Source organism: Methylobacter sp. S3L5C (assembly GCF_022788635.1).
Lineage (GTDB): Bacteria > Pseudomonadota > Gammaproteobacteria > Methylococcales > Methylomonadaceae > Methylobacter_C.
On the sequence record NZ_CP076024.1, the window covers coordinates 2,597,280 to 2,618,327 of the forward strand.

Annotated in this window: 10 protein-coding genes and 1 pseudogene; 7 read left to right on the top strand and 4 right to left on the bottom strand. The window is 45.7% G+C overall.

From position 1 onward, the window contains the following. Positions 1 to 11 precede the first annotated feature (11 nt). The 6 genes from KKZ03_RS11610 to KKZ03_RS11635 all read left to right on the top strand — a co-directional run bounded on the left by KKZ03_RS11610 (position 12) and on the right by KKZ03_RS11635 (position 15,790). Positions 12 to 2,354 carry a response regulator gene (locus tag KKZ03_RS11610; protein WP_305852381.1) on the top strand — a complete coding sequence of 781 codons (2,343 nt, stop codon included), beginning with the start codon at positions 12 to 14 and terminating at the stop codon, positions 2,352 to 2,354. Positions 2,355 to 2,439: 85 nt separating this feature from the next. Beyond that, positions 2,440 to 6,498, top strand: a complete 4,059-nt coding sequence (locus KKZ03_RS11615; RefSeq protein ID WP_243217014.1) for a PAS domain S-box protein — start codon at positions 2,440 to 2,442, stop codon at positions 6,496 to 6,498. Then, positions 6,485 to 8,911 carry a response regulator gene (locus tag KKZ03_RS11620; protein ID WP_243217015.1) on the top strand — a complete coding sequence of 809 codons (2,427 nt, stop codon included), beginning with the start codon at positions 6,485 to 6,487 and terminating at the stop codon, positions 8,909 to 8,911. Before KKZ03_RS11615 ends, KKZ03_RS11620 begins: the two co-directional genes overlap by 14 nt. Then, positions 8,908 to 9,813: a diguanylate cyclase domain-containing protein gene (locus KKZ03_RS11625; RefSeq protein ID WP_243217016.1), complete on the top strand. Its 906-nt coding sequence runs from the start codon at positions 8,908 to 8,910 to the stop codon at positions 9,811 to 9,813. The genes KKZ03_RS11620 and KKZ03_RS11625 overlap by 4 nt, the downstream gene beginning before the upstream one ends. Before the next feature lie 95 nt (positions 9,814 to 9,908). After that, positions 9,909 to 14,588, top strand: a complete 4,680-nt coding sequence (locus KKZ03_RS11630; protein WP_243217017.1) for a PAS domain S-box protein — start codon at positions 9,909 to 9,911, stop codon at positions 14,586 to 14,588. 851 nt (positions 14,589 to 15,439) lie between these two features. Next, the gene (locus KKZ03_RS11635) at positions 15,440 to 15,790 is read left to right on the top strand and encodes a cupin domain-containing protein (RefSeq protein ID WP_243217018.1); all 351 of its coding nucleotides are present in this window, start codon (positions 15,440 to 15,442) and stop codon (positions 15,788 to 15,790) included. Between the two features lie 321 nt (positions 15,791 to 16,111). Here KKZ03_RS11635 and KKZ03_RS11640 read toward each other — a convergent pair whose 3' ends face one another. Both KKZ03_RS11640 and KKZ03_RS22035 read right to left on the bottom strand, forming a co-directional pair. Beyond that, a complete protein-coding gene (locus tag KKZ03_RS11640) occupies positions 16,112 to 17,608 on the bottom strand; it encodes an ISNCY family transposase (protein ID WP_243216937.1) in 1,497 nt (498 codons plus the stop codon). Positions 17,609 to 17,830: 222 nt separating this feature from the next. Then, entirely contained in the window at positions 17,831 to 18,058 is a 228-nt protein-coding gene (locus KKZ03_RS22035) for an SEC-C metal-binding domain-containing protein (protein ID WP_371744715.1), read from the bottom strand. A 38-nt stretch (positions 18,059 to 18,096) separates the two neighbouring features. Between KKZ03_RS22035 and KKZ03_RS11645 the strand changes: the two are divergent. After that, positions 18,097 to 19,577, top strand: a pseudogene (locus tag KKZ03_RS11645) (IS3 family transposase). Between the two features lie 110 nt (positions 19,578 to 19,687). Here the strand turns inward: KKZ03_RS11645 and thrH are convergent. Both thrH and KKZ03_RS11655 read right to left on the bottom strand, forming a co-directional pair. After that, positions 19,688 to 20,332, bottom strand: coding sequence for a bifunctional phosphoserine phosphatase/homoserine phosphotransferase ThrH (gene thrH, locus KKZ03_RS11650; RefSeq protein ID WP_371744716.1), 645 nt, complete (start codon positions 20,330 to 20,332; stop codon positions 19,688 to 19,690). Positions 20,333 to 20,373: 41 nt separating this feature from the next. Continuing rightward, complete coding sequence (locus KKZ03_RS11655; RefSeq protein WP_243217019.1) at positions 20,374 to 20,985, bottom strand: LysE family translocator; 612 nt, start codon at positions 20,983 to 20,985, stop codon at positions 20,374 to 20,376. Between the last annotated feature and the right edge of the window lie 63 nt (positions 20,986 to 21,048).

Sequence of the window (21,048 nt, forward strand, 5' to 3'; positions counted from 1 at the left end):
CCATAGACCTCATCTTGCTTGACGTTTTGATGCCCGGGCCGTCCGGCTTCGAGGTTTGTGAACAACTAAAAGCGGACGTTAAGACAGCCGATATTCCGGTCATATTTTTAACTGCCCTGTCCGATATTGAAGATGAGCAGCTTGGTTTGGAGCTGGGCGCTGTCGATTATATTACCAAGCCGATCAGCCCGGCTATATTGTTGGCACGAGTAAAGAACCACCTGAAGATCAAGGCTGCCAGTGATTTTTTAAAAGATAAAAATTATCAGGCCAATATCCGTCTGGACTTGATACTCAACGCCACTGGCGAAGGTATCTACGGAATCGGCATCAACGGCGACTGTGTTTTCATTAATACCGTCGCGTTAAACATCCTGGGATATGACTCGGAACAGGAGATTTTGGGTAAAAATAACCACCAGTTATTTCATTTTGCTCATCCTGATGGTTCACCCTATATCCTTCAACAATGTCCTATATATAAAGCCCTGCAAGGCGAAGCAAGTTCGTTGATGGATACAGAGGTGTTTTGGCGTAAAGATGGCACCAGCTTATCTGTACAATACCAGTCACATCCGATCAAAAACAATGAGAAAATTATTGGCTGCGTAGTCAGTTTTATGGATATCACCGAGCGCAAACAAAACGAGGCGCTTCTGCTTGCTACTCTACAGCGCGCTGAAACGCTGGCCAAGTCGAAAGCGCAGTTTCTTGCCAACATGTCGCACGAAATTCGCACGCCAATGAATGGCATTATCGGTTTTTCCGAGCTGGCGTTACTTAAAGACATGCCTGCTGATATACGAGATTATCTACAAAAAATTAACAGTACCTCGCTTAACTTGCTAAATATCCTTAACGATATTTTGGATTTATCCAAACTGGAAGCCGGAAATATCCATATTAACTTGGCACACTTTGCTATTGACGGCTTGATAGATGTTCTCGATAGTCTGTTTATAGAGACTAGCAGGCAAAAAGGCCTGAATCTTACCCTAAACATTGCACCCGATGTGCCATGTTACTTGCTTGGCGATAGACTCAGGCTGGAACAAGTCTTGATTAACTTGGTGGGCAATGCGATTAAATTTACAGCAAGCGGCTCGGTTACCCTTAACATTACCTTGCAACAACGCCAGCAATCACAAGCCCGGTTATTATTTTCTGTCACGGACACCGGTATTGGTATCTCTGCTACTGATCAAGACAAGCTGTTTCAACCTTTCAGTCAGATAGATGAATCCATCACCCGGCGTTTTGGGGGTACCGGTCTTGGCTTGGCACTTAGCCATGATCTGGTACAACTCATGGGCGGTGAGTTATCGTTAATCAGTGAGTTTGACCAGGGTAGCTGTTTTAGCTTTGAGTTGATACTGGCCATATCATCGTTGTCGAGTCAGGACGGGGTTCCGGATGCTTTGGAATCTTTGGACTCGGTACTGCAAAAACTTGGCCAACAACTAACAGGCTTCCGAATTTTAGTAGTCGAAGATAATGTGTTTAATCAGCAAATTATACAAGAATTTCTTAATTTATCGGGCATCAGCGTTAATATTGCCAATAATGGTCAAGAGGCTCTATTGGCACTGGAGAATACTGAATTTGATGCCGTGTTGATGGATATCCACATGCCGGTCATGGATGGCTTTGAAGCAACCCGCCAAATACGCAGTTTCCCACGATTCTTGACACTGCCAATTATTGCCCTGACGGCTGGCGTAACCGAGGAGGAGCGAGGGCAATATCTGGCTGCCGGCATGGACGATTTCATCAGTAAACCTATTAATCCGGTCCAACTCCTGTCAATACTTGCGCACTGGCTAAAGCTTACTGATATTCCGGTAATGGCGCTTGGCACGATCCCTTTACAAGAAGACGTTGAGAAAGATCAGTTGACGGCCGTTAACCCGGACATGGTCTTGACTGAGCCGTCGTTACCTGTAAAAGCCGTCAGTGTTACTGATAACTTACCCCCCGCTATGGACCGGGATATGTGTGTACTTAGAGAGCTGGTTGGTGACGATCCTGCTACCCTTACCAAATTTCTGGGTTTTTTTCATGTTAGTGCACTGAAAATCAGTGCCGATATAATAACCGCCATCACTACCGGCCAAGCCATTGCGGCAAGCAACGCCGCTCATACATTAAGCACCTCGGCACACAGCGTTGGAGCACTCAGGTTGGGTGATCTTTGTCTACAAATTGAAGAAGCTGGCAATGCCGGTGACAATAATATCAATGCCATACTCAGAGGTTTGCTACCTGGCTTTGAAGAAGAATGGGACAGGGTGGAAAAATATCTGCTGGCCTGGCCGGATGAACCAATCTATACCGTAGAGTTAGACAAACAATAGCCCTTAATTTTTTAACCAATAATACCTGTACTAATCCAGGTTAATAGCCCAAAATTTGCACTGAAATAAAAGGTAATCTACTGATATGTATGAACAATTTATTTTAAATATTACCGGGGCGAATGGTTGGATGCCTCATGGTTTCTGTATCCAATGGACCCCTGGCATTCTCTGGTCCTATGTTATTGCCGATGCACTAACTGCGCTATCCTATTATGCCATACCCCTGGCGCTGGCTTACGTTGCCTGGCGTAGAAAGGACCTGCAATTTCGCCGGGTTTACCTGATGTTCTGTGCTTTTATTCTGGCCTGCGGCACCTCTCATTTATTCTCGATTGTCCTGCTATGGCAACCATTGTACTGGCTTGATGCCATAATCAAAGTCATCACCGCCGGGCTCTCCGTTGCTACGGCAGCTTACCTGATAAGGCTTATTCCCTTGGCCTTGCAACAGCGGACCTCGGTAGAACTGGAAAACAAGCTGCTCCATGGCCTCATACAACAAAGCAGCACTGAGCTAACCAAGCTCAATACACGGTTTTACGCGACCTTTGAGAACGCCCCTATCGGCATTATCAACCTGTCACCCGAAGGGATTTTTCTGGAAGTCAATCAACGCTTTAGTGATTTCATCAATTACCGAAAAGAAGAACTCATTGACCTGGCCTTTACAGAAATAATGTCTCCGGCTGACCACACTAGCGTTATCGAGAAAATGGCGGCATGTCTGGCGGGTAAAATTTCAGACTTCACACTGGAAAGTCAATATCTACGCCGCGATGGCAAACAGGTCTGGGGTAATACGTCGGTAAAACTGATCCGTCATCAAGACGGCTCACCGAGTTATTTTATGGCAATCATTGAGGACATTAGTCTGTTCAAAACGACTGAAATGATCTTACAAGAACGGGACAAACTGTATTTTATCATTAACAACATGCCGGTTCTGATTGGCTATTGGGACAAGCAGTTAAAAAATCTGTTTAGCAATCCGGCTTATGCACGCTGGTTTGACAAAACACCGGAACAAATTAAAGGCCAACATATCAAGCAAGTGCTTGGCAAGCAGTTGTACACAGAAAATTTGGCACATATCAATGCCGTAATACAGGGCGAAGCGCAAAAGTTTAATCGCCACATTTTATGTCCACAAACCGGTGAGGAAATCTATACTCAAACCAGCTACTTACCGCATATTGTTAATCAGGAAGTGCTGGGCTTTTATGTGCTGGGTATTGATGTAACCGACCAGGAACACTTACATGATGCCAACTATTATAATTTAACGTTGCTTGAAAATCTGACCATAGGCGTTATTCTGGCCGATATCAACAAAAAAATCACCTATATTAATCCCGCCTTTAAGCACATAACAGGCTACTCAAGCGAAGATATGCTGGGTAAATCATGCGCTATTTTGCATGGCGAAAAAACTGACCCACAACAAATTTTACAAATAAAAGAGAGACTTTCCCGGTTACAAAGCTACCAAGGTGAAATCATTAACTACCGTAAAAACGGCTCAGAATTTTGGATTGAAATAGTCATTAACCCGCTTTATGACCGGCACGGTAACTTTATTCAGTTTATTGGCTTTCAGCGCGATATTTCAAAGCGCAAATATCTTGAAGCCCAACTCAAGAACAACCAAAAACTGTTGGCTAATCTGTTTGCCCATGTTCCAGGCATGGTTTACCAATGTAAAATGACTCAAGACAGGCAATTTAACTATCCGTTCGTCAGTGAAGGCATCAAAGACATTTACGAAACCACCTCTGAGCAGGCGCTCAAAAGTACCTCCGCATTAATTTTTGATCGCCTACACCCGGATGACCGCGATATCATAAATATATCCCTTGAGGAGTCCATAAGCACCCTGCAACCCTGGCAACAGGAATACCGTGTCAATTTGCCTGAAAAAGGCCTGCGCTGGCTGTCCGGTCACTCCCAACCGGAAAGATTAACAGATGGTAGTATTCTCTGGCATGGTTTTATTTCTGACATTACCGAGCGGAAACTACTTGATAATGAACGTAACCTTCTACTGCAAATCATTGAAGAATCGCCGGATTATATTTCAATGGCCGATATGCAGGGGCATATTACCTTTATTAATCGTGCCGGTCTTAAAATGATTGGCCTGCCGGAAAAATCCAACGTATCCGGTTTTAATATCAATGATATGCACCCGGAATGGGCGGCAAGAAAGATATTCGAAGAGGCTATTCTGGTTGCCTGCCAGCAAGGTTTTTGGGAAGGTGAAAATGCACTGTTACACAGGGATGGTCACGAAATACCGGTTTCGCAATTAATACTAAGCCATTATCGGGATGCGAACGACTCGCCCACACTTATTTCCACCATCATGCGGGATATGACTAAAAGCAAGCAAGTTGAGCTGGAACTGCGCGCAGCCAAAGACAAGGCAGAGCACTTGGCGCAAGCAAAATCCGACTTCCTCGCCAACATGTCGCATGAGATTCGCACACCGATGACCGCCATTATCGGCTTCTCGCAACTGGCATTAACCAAAGCAAGCTCACCTGAAATAAACGCTTACCTGAATAAAATCAACTCTGCCTCTACCAGTCTACTGGGCATTCTGAATGATATTTTGGACTTGTCCAAACTGGAGGCAGGCAGCATTGCTATTCATTTAGCACCTTTTGCCATTGATAACCTGCGCGATAATCTCTACAGTCTGTTTTGCGACACAGCTGAAAAGAAAGGCCTCGGCTTTAGTGTAATGCTAGGGGCAGATATTCCTCCTGGCTTGCTTGGCGATAAACTCAGACTGGAGCAAATATTAATTAATCTGCTCGGTAATGCCTTCAAGTTTACCGAAAACGGTTCAGTCAGCCTTGGTATTACCCTTCAACAACTCGATGTGTCGCAAGCTCGGCTATTATTTTGTGTTAAGGACACCGGTATCGGTATCGCCATCAAAGATCAGAATAAACTGTTCCAGCCCTTCCAGCAGCTTGACGAGTCTATCACTCGCCGCTTTGGCGGTACTGGTCTTGGACTGGCACTTAGCCATAATTTGATACAAATGATGGGCGGGGAATTATCGGTAGTCAGCATGCCGGGATTGGGTAGCAACTTTAGCTTTGAGTTGGTTTTAGCTGTATCGCCCGCAGCCGACCAGGAAAAAATTCAGCCACCATCAGTAGCACTCGGTTCAGTATTTAATCAGATAGATCCACGACTGGTTAGCTTCCGAATTTTAGTAGTCGAAGATAATGTGTTTAATCAGCAAATTATACAAGAATTTCTTAATTTATCGGGCATCAGCGTTAATATTGCCAATAATGGTCAAGAGGCTCTATTGGCACTGGAGAATACTGAATTTGATGCCGTGTTGATGGATATCCACATGCCGGTCATGGATGGCTTTGAAGCAACCCGCCAAATACGCAGTTTCCCACGATTCTTGACACTGCCAATTATTGCCCTGACGGCTGGCGTAACCGAGGAGGAGCGGGGGCAATATCTGGCTGCCGGCATGGACGATTTCATCAGTAAACCTATTAATCCGGTCCAACTCCTGTCAACACTCGCGTACCAACTAAAGCTTGCTGATATACCGGCAATAGCGCTTGGCAAGGCCCCTTTACAAGAAGACGTTGAGAAAGATCAGTTGACGGCCGTTAACCCCGACAGGACCTTGATTGAACCATCGTTACCTGTAAAAGCCATCAGTATTACTGATAACTTACCCCCCGCTATGGACCGGGATATGTGTGTACTTAGAGAGCTGGTGGGTGACGATCCTGCTACCCTTACCAAATTTCTGGGTTTTTTTCATGTTAGTGCCAAGAAAATCAGTGCCGATATAATAACCGCTATCACTACCGGCCAAGCCATTGCAGCAAGCAACGCCGCCCATAAATTAAGCACCTCGGCACTCAGCGTTGGAGCGCTTAGATTGGGTAATCTTTGTCTACAAATTGAAGAAGCTGGCAATGCCGGTGACAATAATATCAATGCCATACTCAGAGGTTTGCTACCTGGCTTTGAAGAAGAATGGGACAGGGTGGAAAAATATCTGCTTGTCTGGCCGGATGAACCAAATTACGACATACCCTGCTTTTCTCACAGCCATACTCCTACCTTAACCACTGATAACAATGACCATCAATAATAAGCCACTGGAACCAGGCAATAAACTGGATTTGCTAGCCATAAGGTTGGCCCGGGAACTCCCGACTGAGTTACGTGCTGAAATACAGGCTGTACTCCAGGAATTGGAAACCTATAAGATTGAACTGGAAATGCAGAACGAAGATTTGCGGCAAGCCCAACTCGCTCTGCAAGAATCCAGAGAACGTTATATAAATCTATATGAATTTTGCCCTGAGGGTTATTTAACGCTGTCCTCTGAAGGTCAAATTGAAGAAATAAATCTGACCGCAACGGCGCTTTTTGGCATCGAACGTAACCAACTGCAAAACCGGAATTTTGCGGATTTGGTTGCACCTCATGACCGAGATCGCTGGAAACGTTTGCTGATAAGTATGCTTCAATGCGAAGCCCTCGAAAGTATTGAATTACAACTTTTATGCAACGAAAATGCCGTTTTTGACGCGCATCTTAAAGTACTCAGTCTGTCTGCAGATGGCAATATTCAGGCCATCCGTATTAACTTCAGCGATATTAGCAAGCTTAAGGAATTGGCCTTACATCAGCAAAAAGAGGCCTTAAATAAAGCCGGTGCCTTGCAAAACGCAATTTTTAATAGCGCCAATTTCTCAAGTATTGCCACCGATGCCAAGGGGGTTATCCAAATCTTTAACGTCGGTGCCCAGCACATGCTTGGTTATAGCGCAGACGAAGTGATGAATAAAATCACACCGGCGGATATTTCCGATCCACAGGAAATCATTGCGCGTGCCACAGCCTTAAGTCTTGAACTGGGTACGCCTATTAAACCGGGCTTTGACGCACTGGTATTTAAAGCCGCACGGAGTATTGAAGATATTTATGAGCTGACTTATATTCGTAAAGATGGCAGTCGCTTTCCTGCAATGGTGTCCGTCACGGCACTACGTGATGCAGAGGACAGTATTATCGGTTACCTACTGATCGGTACCAACAATACAGAACGTAAACAGCTCCAAGAGATTATTCTGCTTAATAAAGAAAATGAAGCCAGGCTTTTGTTAGATAAAGAGCAAGCCGAGTATTTATTAACCATAAAATCCCAATTTATCGCCACCATGTCGCATGAAATTCGCACGCCAATGAGTGCGATTATGGGACTTTCCCAATTGGCGCTCAATCAGGCTCTGCCCGCTGAAACGCAGAATTATCTGAAAAATATTATTGCAGCCTCCAGGAGCCTTATGAATATACTTAATGATATTCTGGATTTTTCAAAACTGGATGCCGGGCGTCTCGTCATTGAGCCAGTACCTTTCCCTCTTAATGATCTGCTGGATGTACTCTACAGTCTATTTATTGACGCTGCCAAAGAGAAACTACTGAGCTTTAACATAGAGGTTGCATCCAATATCCCCTGCACCTTGATTGGTGACCGGCTTAGGTTGCAACAAATATTAAGTAATCTGCTTGGTAACGCGATCAAATTTACCGCGCAGGGTGCCGTCACCCTCAAAATTACGCTTTTGCAAATTGATCTCTCACAAGTCCGCCTGTTATTTTGCGTGTCGGATACCGGTATAGGTATCTCTGCCGAGTATCAGGACAAGCTGTTCCAGCCTTTCAGTCAGGTGGACGGCTCCATTACCCGTCGTTTTGGCGGCACCGGTCTTGGGCTGGCTATCAGCAATAATCTGTTGCAGTTGATGGACAGCGAATTTTTACTAACCAGTACGCCAGAGCTAGGCAGCTCCTTCAGCTTTGAGTTGGCTTTGGGCGTATCGACTACGTCCATTCAATACCGCGTTACCGAACCTTCTGCAATAGTAAGTCCGACCTTGAATTATTATCAACAACTGGTCGGTTCCAGAATTCTGGTGGCTGAAGATAACCTGCTCATTCAACAGGTTGTACGAGAATCTCTAATTCCCTCAGGTATCATCGTCACTATTGCCAACAATGGTCAGGAAGTGCTGGAGTTATTGGCACAGAGTGAATTTGATGGCATTTTGATGGACATTCACATGCCGGTTATGGATGGCTTTGAAACAACGCAACGGTTACGTAGTCTGCCGGGTTTGGCAACACTACCGGTGATCGCGCTGACCGCTGGCGTAACCGAAGAGGAACAGGTGCAATGCCTGGCCGCAGGTATGAATGATTTTATCAGTAAACCTATTGATTTAAGTCAGCTTCTGCTGACACTGGCGCAATGGCTCATGTCTGAGAGTGATATGAATGCGCTTAGGCAGTGCGCCATTGAGCTTGACGAACTTATACAAGAACAAGAATTTATTCCCGAAGCCTTGCTAAACACCATGAAGACACATTTGTCCCCTACGCAGCTTGAGCTGTTTAGCCGTCTACACCAGATGATACGTGACCTTCGTTATAAAGAGGCACGCACCTTGCTTCATCAACTGATTTCACCATCCAATCCTCAGGAAATGTTATGAGAGATATTCAACAAGGCCCCATTATACTCATTGTTGATGATATACCCGATAACATCAAGATTCTTGCGGAAGCGCTTCGTTCTGATTACCGGATTAAGGTGGCCAATAATGGCCATGATGCGCTCGATCTGGCTGAACGGGTGCAACCGGATTTGATTTTACTGGATATCATGATGCCCGATATGGATGGCTTTGAAACCTGCCGACGCCTGAAAGAAAACGCCAAAACCCGTAAAATCGCCGTCATCTTTGTCACCGCCATGAGCGGTGAAACCGATGCAGAAAGAGGTCTTAATCTGGGGGCGGTTGACTATATCATTAAGCCTTTCGTAATTCCGGTCGCCAAAGCCCGTATTCGCAACCACCTTCTCATCAAGCAACAAGCCGATTTACTCGACTCGCGGGCGTTGCTTGATGCGCTGACGCTTATTCCCAATCGCCGCTGTTTTGATGAAACTTTCGCAGCAGCATGGCAGCAAGCGAGCCAGGATAAAACGCCGCTATCACTGGCGATAATCGAAGTAGATGATTTTAAGCACTATAACGACCGGTATGGCCACGGCATCGGAGATAGCTGTTTAAAAAAGCTGGCGACTGTATTAACCAACAGTCAAAACCAACCCGGCGACCTTAGCGCACGCCTTGACGGTAATGCCTTTGCGCTTATCCTCCCTAACACCGATTCGACCGCTGCCCGGCAAATTACCGAAGGCTTGCGTGAGTGTATCCAGAACATGGGCATGGCCCATGCTGAATCAAAAGCCGGTGCAGTGGTTACGATTAGTGTCGGCGTAGCCACGCAAATGGCTATGCCAACTTATAGCTCTTCGCAGGAACTTTATGAGGCGGCAAACAACGCATTGCACACGGCAACAGCCAATGGCGGCAATCAAGTCGCGTAGTATTTGTGTCGGTTTACGCTAGAGTTTAACCCCTACGAATGAAAGTCTATCGCTTATTAATTAACACATTTTAATCATTAAAGAATACCAGCACCATGCTTAAAGATAATCCTGGCTTTGTATCGCCGATAACTCACCCACCGCGTCAATCTTATCGCGGGTTGCTGCACATTATCGGCCTGGCGCTCGCTTACCTGATAGCCAGCAAACTCAGTTATTTTACGAGGATTCCACCCGGCTATGCGGCAACTATTTGGCCGCCAGCCGGTATTGCCCTGGCGGCCATGTTGGTTTACGGCTACCGTATCTGGCCGGGCGTTATGCTGGGCACGTTAATGGTGAATGGTTTGATCTCGGAAGTGATCGGTTCGATTACAGAAAACCTGCTGTCGGTACTGATCAATTTAGCTATCAGTTGCGGTGCAACGCTGCAAGCGCTAGCAGGTACTTATCTCGTTAAACGTTTTGCCGGCTATCCCAACGGATTGATCAAGGCAAAGGATATTATTCGCTTCTGGCTGACGGGTGGCGTTCTTGCTGCGCTGATTAATTCCACGTTGGCAGTGACTCTGTTCGTCGCCATCGGCACCACAGCGGCAGCCGATTTTGTGGCTAACTGGGCCACTTGGTGGTTGGGAGATGCCTTGGGCATTATACTCTTTACGCCACTGATGCTAGCCTGGCTATGCCAGGCTGATTCAGCGTGGCACAACCGAAAAGGGCTGATTACCCTGCCAATGGTCGTCATGTTTATACTAACCATTGGCGCCACTTATTATCAAAATAAAAATAGCCAGCAGCGATTAAGGCTGATGTTGGACCAAGAAGTACAAACATTCAGCGTAGCGCTGGAAAACTCGTTTTTGACCCATATCAACGCGCTACGTGCTCTCGGCAGTTTCTATAAAAGCTCAACCGAGGTTACCCGGGCAGATTTTAAATCCTTCACTACGGATGCTTTGGACCAGTTACCGGGTATTCAGGCGCTGAGCTGGACTACCGTTATTTTGGACTCCCAACGGGATGCCTACGAAGCAACCATCAAAAACGAAGGCTACCCCAACTTTGAGATTACCGAACAAGATGCCAACCAACAGCGCTTAACAGCGGAAAATCGCCCGGAATATGCGCCCATCACTTTTATTGAACCTTCTCAAGGCAATGAAAAATTCCTGGGATTTGATAACTATGCCAATGCCCTGCGGCGAGAGGCTCTTGAGCGGGCAAGGGATAGCGGAGACATCGCTCTGACCGCGCGGATTGTTTTACTTCAGGGACAAAACCGGCACTATGGCGTACTCGCTATTATGCCCGTGTATGGCAACGGCCGCCCGCACCAAACCGTAAAAGAACGCCGTCAGAACGTGACCGGTTATCTCGTTGCCGCCTTTAAAATCGATGCTATTATCACAGCGGCACTTAAAACCTCACAAACTGCCAAATTGTCCTATCGCTTGCTAGACCAGAGTGCACCGGCCGCAGAGCAATTACTGTTTGTAAACGGCCAACCGGAACCGTCAGCCTGGGTGGTACAGAAAGAAAATTTTTTCAACGGTCCAAGAGATCTGCTCAGTGCGACAACGCTTAACCTGGGCGGTCGAAGCTGGCGGTTTGAAATCACCGTCACACCTAATTATATCGCCCAACACCACTCAGATAGCGCATGGTTACTATTATTGTCAGGCTTTCTGTTAACCTGTTTTGTGAATGCCTTCAGTTTGATGGCTTCCGGTCAAGGCCGCCTGCTCCAGTTACAGCTAATAAAGCGTACCTCTGCGCTAAAAGTCAGCAAGCGGCGCTTTGATTCCACGTTTAATAATGCACCATTCGCTATTGCCCATCTATCGCCACAGGGCGATTGTTTGGAAATCAATCAACGTTTTTGCGAGTTTATTGGTTATAGCAATGCCGAGGCGCTCACCATACCCTGCCTGCAATTGATGCATCCCGATCATCACCAGCTTAATAATGAGAAAATTGCGCAATGCCTGAGTGGTGAAATTTCAGGTTTTACTCTGGAAAGTCAATATCAACACAAGCTGGGGCATCACCTTTGGGGTAATCTAACGGTAAAATTAATCCGCAATGAAGCAGGCAGACCGGATTACTTTATTAAAATGATTGAGGATATCACGGTGCGTAAAGCCATTGAAAAGGCACTGTATAAAGCCGATATTCTAAAAAACGCGATTGTTAACAGTAGCACTTTTTCCAGTATCGCCACCGATGCCAAAGGCATTATTCAGATTTTTAACCGGGGCGCAGAAAATATGCTCGGCTATCAGGCCGATGAAGTACTAAACCAACTTACACCAGCGGATTTTTCCGACCCTAAGGAATTGCTAAACCGTGCAATCGCCTTAAGTGAAGAGCAGTCAGCTTTTATTACCCCCGGCTTTGAAGCGTTGGTATTCAAAGCTTCGCGTGGTATTGAAGATATTTACGAGTTAACCTATATCCGTAAAAATGGCAGCAGCTTTCCTGCGGTGGTTTCAATTACTGCGTTGCGTGATGATGATGATGATGATGTTATTATTGGTTACCTGTTGATAACCATCGATAATACCGTCAAAAAACAGGCCGAAGACACCATCAGAATACTGTCCCTGGCAGTAGAGCAAAGCCCCAATTCGGTGACCATCACTGACCGTAATGGCATAATTGAATATGTCAACGCGGTACTGATAAAAACTTCCGGTTATCGTTCTGATGAGCTTATCGGCAAGCATCAAAGCATAATCGCATCCGGCAAGACTTCAGAGGCAGTCTATATGGATATGCGGAGTGCTTTAAGTCGGGGCGAAATCTGGCGAGGCGAATTTATCAACAAAAGCAAATCCGGTGTTGAATACATAGTGTTAACCTGGATTTCGCCGATACGTCAGCCTGATGGCTGCGTCACCCATTATTTGGAACTTACAGAAGACATCACCGAGCGCAAGCAAAACGAAGCGATTATCATCCTGGCTAAAGAGCGGGCTGAAGCCTTGGCAAAATCAAAATCACAATTTCTTGCCAACATGTCCCACGAGATTCGCACGCCCATGAACGCAATCATCGGTCTGTCGCAACTGGCGCTAAACAAAAAATTTTCGCCTGAAGCAGTGGATTATCTGGATAAAATCAACCGTGCCTCGACCAGTCTATTGGTGATACTGAACGATATTCTGGACTTGTCCAGACTGGAAGTCGGGCGTGTCACCATTGAGCACAAACACTTTCACCTTGATGGACTACTCGATACGCTTCACAATCTGTTTGACGCAGCCGCTAAGGAAAAAAATCTGGCTTTCACTATTGTGCTGGCAGGTGATGTTCCATTGGGTTTAATCGGCGATGCCGCCAGATTGCAACAAGTATTAATTAACCTGCTCGGTAATGCCATCAAGTTTACCGCTGACGGCAGCGTAACTATGACCATCATGCTACAACAAATTGACCAGTCACAAGCGCGGTTATTATTTAGTGTAGCGGATACCGGTATCGGTTTGTCCAGCCAGGATCAGGAAAAGCTGTTTAAACCGTTCAGTCAAGTGGATGATTCTATCACCCGTCGTTTTGGGGGCTCAGGCCTTGGCCTGGCGATCAGTAATAATCTGTTGCAGCTTATGGGTAGCCGGTTTACGTTGGACAGTACGCCGGGACGCGGCAGTTGCTTTAGCTTTGAATTGGTCATGGCTGTTTTACCCTTAACCCGCCCCTATAAACTGGAGTCGCCCACGGGAAGATTGGCGTCGACATTAAGTGATTTTAGTCAATTACTGGCCGGCACCCGTATTCTGATCGCAGAAGACAATCTTTTAAATCAGCAAGTAGTCAGTGAATTTTTGGAATTATCGGGTATCAGCGTCAAGATTGCCAATAATGGTCAGGAGGCGCTGACATTACTGCTTGAGCAGGGCGAATTTGATGCGGTGTTGATGGACATGCACATGCCGGTGATGGATGGTTTTAAAGCCACCCGACAAATGCGCAACCAGCTTCGTTTTGCAACACTACCGGTGCTTGCACTGTCTGCCGGTGTAACCCAAGAGGAACAGGAGGAGTGCCTGGCCTCAGGAATTAACGATTTCATCAGTAAACCGATCAATCCGGTAAAACTGCTGTCAACGCTTGCACAGTGGATCAAACCCGATAACAGCAAAATCGAAAGCTTGAAGGAGGAAGTTGTGGCAGTGCCGGCTATCGATACGCTACCGGATTTCGACCAGAAAAATCTGTTGGCCATGCTCGGTAATAATAAAGAACTGGCAATGCAATTACTGCTTAACTTCAAGCATAGTATGCAAAACCTGCCCGCTGAACTTGCCGAGCTTATCGCCTCAGGATCACTGGTTATCGCTAAAGAAAAAATACACAGCCTTAAAGGTGTAGCCGGCAATTTTGGCGCAGTGCGATTGTATGCAGCAACCGAAATACTGGAAGCAGAATTTAAAAAAGGGCTACCCACAACGGCTGCTATCAACCACTTTACGGCAGCCTTTAATCAGACGATGTCGGTCATTGAGGCGCAGTCTCCTCCTGATATTGTATTGCCGCATAATGCCGGTAATCGTGACGAACTAATGCTGTCAGCTGCCGAACTTGACGAACTGCTCAAGGAGCAGGATTTCATTCCTGAAGATTTGTTGAACACGCTAAAAATGCATCTGGCCACAGAACAGCTTGAGCTGTTTATTCGCCTACGTAAACTAATCCACGATCTTGACTATAAAAATGCACGGCTACTGCTGCAACAACTCATAATGCAACCAGACAATAAAGATGGCTTATGACGTAAATAATAGTCGGGGGATTGGGCACGAATAACTCTGTTAGCGCCCACAGTAAGATATCTATTACTGGCAGTAGCCGAACGTCAGCAATCGCTTATATTGCAGACGCTGGTTGATAGCAACCAGCGGACCGCTGTTGGCCGCTATGCATAGCGCCCCCTATTTATAGTTGCACACTATACATAGTTTTAAAAGGCTATCGGCTGCATAACCTGATTTCACAGACGCTTCGACCAGCCATTAGTTAAAAAACTTTACATAGTTTTACATGATTTCTGAGGTGAAAATTTATTCCTTCAGACAAGTCAATGGACATCTGCCAAACATTACATATGAAGATGCCTGCTTGAGTGCCAATTGGCACTCTTCAGTTAATGATTTCATAGTACACTTGCTTGAATGTCGCCATGCATATCCCGTTTATAGTTATCATCCAGTTGGTAATAATTTTTGCATTTCCTTTCGGTATTAAAACTATGCATAGTGGCCTTTACCCGTTATTCGGAAGTTTCAAAAAGCCAATTTCATTACCGGCCTTTTAGAGTTGTAATATTTGTAATTCGATAAAAGTCTCCACACCCGATCTATAGTCTGTTGAGCAAACTAATTTTACAAGGCATAACGACAGGCACAGATGGCGAAGTAAAAGATAATATGAACCATTGATAAAAAATGGCTGTTAAAAAACGAATTGCACTTTCAGCGGTTAACTGGAGCGCTTGGATAGGCATTTTTTAACGATGAGATTATTGAAAAAATAGATTCCTCTAGGCAAAATAGGGGGGGCAACATACTATGGCTCATCCAAAATCATTCTGATTCTGGATATAAATCTAAATTTTAGGAATAACATGAAAGAAATTACAGTTAATAGCAACCCCGGCGAAGCACTTTTAAAAAAAATGGGCGTTGCTAACTGGCCAACATGGCAAAAAGAAGTATCTACATTCCCATGGGAATTTGTTACTACAGAAACATCATTTATTTTAGAAGGTGAATGTGTCATGACACCTGCAGATGGTGGCCCTTCAATTACTTTCAAAGCGGGTGACTTAGTGGTATTTCCATTAGGCTACAAAGGTACTTGGGAAGTGAAAAAAGCACTTAAAAAGAGCTACAGACACAGCGGCGGTAAACTTGTTAAATGTTTTTTTAACCGTTTGACCATATTTTCAAATTTCGCTAAATCAATCATGAAATGAAGTTCACTTCCATTATTCCCACAATAAGAGCTTCTGGCCGTTCTGAGACGACCAAGCAACATAAAAGATACTAATTATCAGTGGCTGCTACTTTATCTATCTTAGCGAGAAAAATTGGAGTAATTAGTGCCTGAACGAAAAAGCCACTTTTCAAAAAAACCAGCTCAACATCCGGAAATATTTTTTGGAAAAATCTTTCCGGAGTGGAACAAACGACTTATTTTCTGATTTACCATCAGTTTTTCAGAATTATTTCTAATAATCACAAATTATAAGCGCACCTTTCCTGTGGATAACCTGTTGGCTGTTCTCAAAAAAGCGTCAGGCAGCTAGTTTTTGTTGCTCGTTAACAAGCCTTAGCCGTTCCATGTCGCGTTTAATTGTGCCGAGCTTTTGAATGTTACGCGATAACACGGCTAAGCCAACATAACGCTCGAAGGCTTCAATGCCATGATCAAGGCACTTATCCAGCCCATGTACTTCTAACGCATTAATAGCCGATTCTACGGCGGAATGTTGCTTTTTTGCCTGTTTAAATTCCGCGGTGTATTCACGATTCTGGTCGGCTTTGGATAGCTTGCCTTTTTTGGGTAAAACGACTTGCTCAAGGAGGGCTTTCAGGTCGGTTTGATTGGCCGGACTGTGGAAACCTTTGTCAAAGCTACAGGCGTTAAAACTTGGGAATTTTACTTGAGTCGCTTTAACCATCGGCACGGCGACTTTGTCGTCGGTAGTCTTTTGCATGACTTGACTGTGCAATATAAAGCCCTGATGGTCTTCCATGATACAGACCCGCAAGCCCAGTTCAACCGGGACTCCGGCTTTGCCTTTGCTGATCCATTCGGTGTGGGTCTGGAACAGGGAAAAGACTTTTTCATCATGGGGAATGGTTTCTCCTTGAATAGCGCGACGTCTAATCTGCTCGATTTGACGTTCGGCATGCAGGCTAAAAGTGCTCAGATCGGTAAGCAACACTTCTGGTATGTGAAAGTGATTTTTTAACGTCAACATACTGGCTTTAGTGCGCTCAAGATAAAACCCTGCCAAATCAATATAGTCCTGGTAGGCCTGTTTGATCTCAAGTGCTTTGGCGGCCTTGATAGCGTCATTTTTTGACGTGGAATGTTTGAGTTTTTGCAGCGTGCGATACCGCCTTTTAAATTTAGACAGGTTGTGCTTATGCAATCGCCATTCAGGCAAGGCATGTTGCAAGCTCCATTTGACGCACGTCCGAATCAGAATCCGGATCGCATCATGCAGTAAACTGATATCGGTTGGAAAATGCACGTTGGTTTTTAACACAAAAGAATCGCAACGGCCTCTGATCAGCGCATGAATATCCAGATCCAGTAATTGATAGCCGGCTCGAATAACTTCAGTACTAATACGCGCCATGATCGCTGGCGTAAACAGCTTGAGATTGTCTTTCAAGGTTTGCAGGCGATAGCGTTTGTCGGCATCAAAGCAACCAAGACCGAGCATTTCACGTAGGGTGTTATGCTGATTGGCCAACTCCAGAATGCGATCATAGTCTGTATTCAGTCCTACGCGTAGCGATCCTAACACCAAAATCGACCATTGATTCATACCGGGGCGGCCTTTGTCGATGGCAACGATTTTTGTCACTTCGGCGTCAATTTTAGTAGGCACCACATCCTCCAGTATTTTAAAAACAGCATCCCTTAATGGCTGAGTCGTATAAATGTGTTGCAAGCCCAGCAAGATGATCGGAATGTCATCACGGGAGGAAACATCTATTTTGATATCAGCAATATCGCGTTGACCGATGCTCATTTGTGGAGAAAATACCTTTCTCATCGGGAGTTTTCCAACGAGAATTTGAAAGCTGAGGCGCTTATCCGGGAGGTAGCTTTTGCCAAGCCCTTTTCGATGAAAATAATAATCATAATTATCAGCAAGTTACTTAAATTCAGCATTTTATACGCCAATAGGCTGTTATTTGATTTTCAATAGCCTATTTTATCGCAACTTATTGTTTTGTATTAAATAATTTATTACCGTTCAAACACTAATTAGGTATTAATGTAGGCGGCATTTGTTAAATTTCTTGCGACTGCCGCAGGGACAAGGATCGTTCCGGCCTACCTTGGTTGCTGGTCTTATTTCTGGCGAATCAGAAAAATCATCTGAACCGGTGTCCTCCAAGTTGAATAGCGATCTCAAACCGTGAACGGCTTCTTGGATGTCAGGATGATAGCTTGGTGGCGGTGTAGACCGTTTATGTCTTAAACCCAGGTTGATTTCCATGGCTTCAATATCTCCGAGCAGGCTTCAAAAAACAGGCCTTGGTAAAAGTATACAATCGTAGCAATGACCAATCGGTTCAGTCCGTCGCAAACGAATTGAATATCCATTTAACTACCTTGAAGGCTTGGATGAAAAAGAAAGAACAGGACGTCAAACCTGCACCCCGGAAATCAAAGCGTCCCGAAGATTGGAGCTCTGAAGAACGCTTTACCGCTTTACAAAAAACCTATAATTTGATTGGTGAAGACTTAAATGTCTGGTGTCGTGAACGCGGCGTTTTTATTCATCAACTGGAGCAGTGGAAAACAGATTTTTGTAGCCAGGGTGACTCAGTAGGCAAACGCGAAGAAGCGCGGATTTTACGTACATTGAAAGAAGAAAACCAAACTCTTGAGCGCGAATTATTACGTAAAGACAAGGCCTTGGCAGAGGCCGCAGCGCTGTTGGTGCTGCAAAAAAAGTTCCGTGCGCTCTTGGGGGGAGAGGTCGAATGACTCCTCACGAAGAGCGCAAGCAAGTGATTGTTTTACTGAATGAATCGGTAACAGCGGGGGCTCGCAAAGCTAAAGCCTGTGAGGTGCTGGGCCTGAGCGAACGGACCTTGCAACGCTGGCAGACCGGTGAGACGATTCACTGCGATCAACGCCCTTTGCGTGACTATCAACCGCCACACAAACTAACAGCAATCGAGCGCACCGAGGTGCTGACACTCGCCAATTCAGATGAATTTGGTCATCTGCCACCGAGTCAGATCGTGCCACGACTGGCCGACCAAGGCAGCTATCTGGCGTCTGAGTCGACCTTCTATCGCATCCTGCGCGAGGAAAAACAGCTTACCCATCGGCGTAGCGAACGGCCAGTTCAAATACGCACCAAGCCGCGCGCGGTCTGTGCTACAGCACCTAATCAACTGTACAGTTGGGACATTACTTATCTGCCATCACTGATCCGTGGACAGTTTTTCTATCTGTATCTATTTGTTGATATTTTCAGCCGAAAGATCGTCGGTTGGCAGGTATATGAAGAAGAAAACAGCGCCTTGGCTGGCGAATTGTTACGTGATCTTTGTCATCGTGAAGGTATACAGGCAGAACAGCTTATCCTGCATTCTGACAACGGCAGCCCAATGAAGGGATCGACTATGCTGGCGACCTTGCAACAGCTTGGTGTCATGCCTTCGTTTAGTCGGCCATCGGTTAGCAACGATAATCCGTACTCAGAATCGCTGTTTAAGACCTTGAAATATCGTCCTAACTATCCGCTAAAGCCGTTCGCCGATGTTACGGAAGCGCGCCAGTGGGTCACAAGCTTAGTGGAATGGTACAACCATGAGCATCGTCACAGCGCTATCCGCTTTGTTACACCAGCACAACGTCATGAAGGCTTGGACGACAAGCTTCTGGATAACCGTAAAGCCGTCTACAAAGCAGCACGTGCTAAACATCCGCAACGCTGGACTGGAAGCTCCCGTAATTGGGGAAAAATCCAGACAGTCCACCTTAACCCAGACAAGGCCTAAACAAAAAAATGCTATCAAGGAAGTGATTATTCAGAAAACAAACCAGAGTAAGATTTAACCGTCGAGGCGACAACTACATTGACAATTACCGATACTCGAAACCTTGTTTATTAGAGGACTTGGCTATCCTCGATGGCTCGCAGTATTTCGTCATAACATCCAACTACCCGCAAGTCGCCAGCGGCATTGATAGTCTGTTGCGATGGACGAAATAAAAACCCAAGGTCGGCCAAGTGCAGCATGGCCAGATCATTAAAGGCATCTCCCACGGCGAGAATGTGGTGTCCTGCCTCCTGAAAAGCACGCGCAGTTTCCTCTTTTCCTCGTCGTGGCAAGAAGTGGCAACCATCAATAAATCCATCACTTGCGACTGAGAGTCGGTGACATTGAAGTTCCGGTTCACCAAGCTGTGTGCAGAATTGGGCCGCCAGTTCGGTAAATGCGTCAGAAACCACCAGTACACGATAATCGCGCCTTAACGCCAATACGAAATCGACTGCACCATCCAGCACCGGCAGAGTGGCCACGATGCGCTGAACGTCGATCAGTTTTAGCCCATGTTGCCGCAACAATGCAATACGTCGCCGCATCAGCTGCAGATAATCCGGTTCTTCCCGAGTCGTGACGAACAGCTCGGGAATGCCGGCGCATAGCCCGACGTGCGGCCACATTTCTGGCGCCAGTACGCCCTCCAGATCAATACATGCTATATTAGGTGACCGTAAAGATTGCTTCGTAAATAAATAAGACATCATTCAGCTCGTTGAATTAAAACTAATAATTCGTTAGTTTTTTATTAAACATTGGTGAAGGCCAGAGACACACCTAGTCCCATTAAAACTGAACCGATCAGTTTGTCGATCACATTCTGGTGACTTATCATGCGGGAACGAAACGCCTGTTGTGAGAAAAATACGGCAACCAGTGAAAACCAAATGAAGTGGATTGTGGACATGAATAGCCCGTAGCTGAACTGGATCGTCAGCGGCGTTCCAGCCTGCACTACCTGGGTATAGGTGCTAATGACAAACAACGTCGTCTTCGGGTTCAGTGCATTGGTCAAAAAGCCATTAAGAAACACTTTGAAGGGTGACGCAGGAACTTTAAAATGTAAATCTATAGCCAGTTTTGACTGGTTGTTGAAGGTTTTCCATCCGATCACGATCAAATACAAGGCGCCGACGACCTTGATCAAGATGAACAGAGAAGGAGAGTTAGCGATGATGAGTCCAATACCAAACATCGTATAGAAAACATGTACCTGGACTCCAAGCGCAATACCGAGCGCAGCGAGCAGGCCGGCATTACGGCCATGTAAATAGCTATTACGCGTGACCATTGCGAAATCCGGGCCTGGACTGATGGTGGCTAGTATGGTGATCAATGCAACAGCAATTAGTTCGCTCATAGGTTTCTCTTTCAATTATTGTGACGATCGCGCGGGGTCTTCGAAATGACCTCGCGCGACATT

Coding starts and splice junctions, on each gene's coding strand:
- KKZ03_RS11615 (WP_243217014.1), top strand. CDS start 2,440: ATGTATGAACAATTTATTTTAAATATTACCGGGGCGAATGGTTGGATG.
- KKZ03_RS11620 (WP_243217015.1), top strand. CDS start 6,485: ATGACCATCAATAATAAGCCACTGGAACCAGGCAATAAACTGGATTTG.
- KKZ03_RS11625 (WP_243217016.1), top strand. CDS start 8,908: ATGAGAGATATTCAACAAGGCCCCATTATACTCATTGTTGATGATATA.
- KKZ03_RS11630 (WP_243217017.1), top strand. CDS start 9,909: ATGCTTAAAGATAATCCTGGCTTTGTATCGCCGATAACTCACCCACCG.
- KKZ03_RS11635 (WP_243217018.1), top strand. CDS start 15,440: ATGAAAGAAATTACAGTTAATAGCAACCCCGGCGAAGCACTTTTAAAA.
- KKZ03_RS11640 (WP_243216937.1), bottom strand. CDS start 17,608: ATGAGAAAGGTATTTTCTCCACAAATGAGCATCGGTCAACGCGATATT.
- KKZ03_RS22035 (WP_371744715.1), bottom strand. CDS start 18,058: ATGGAAATCAACCTGGGTTTAAGACATAAACGGTCTACACCGCCACCA.
- thrH (WP_371744716.1), bottom strand. CDS start 20,332: ATGATGTCTTATTTATTTACGAAGCAATCTTTACGGTCACCTAATATA.
- KKZ03_RS11655 (WP_243217019.1), bottom strand. CDS start 20,985: ATGAGCGAACTAATTGCTGTTGCATTGATCACCATACTAGCCACCATC.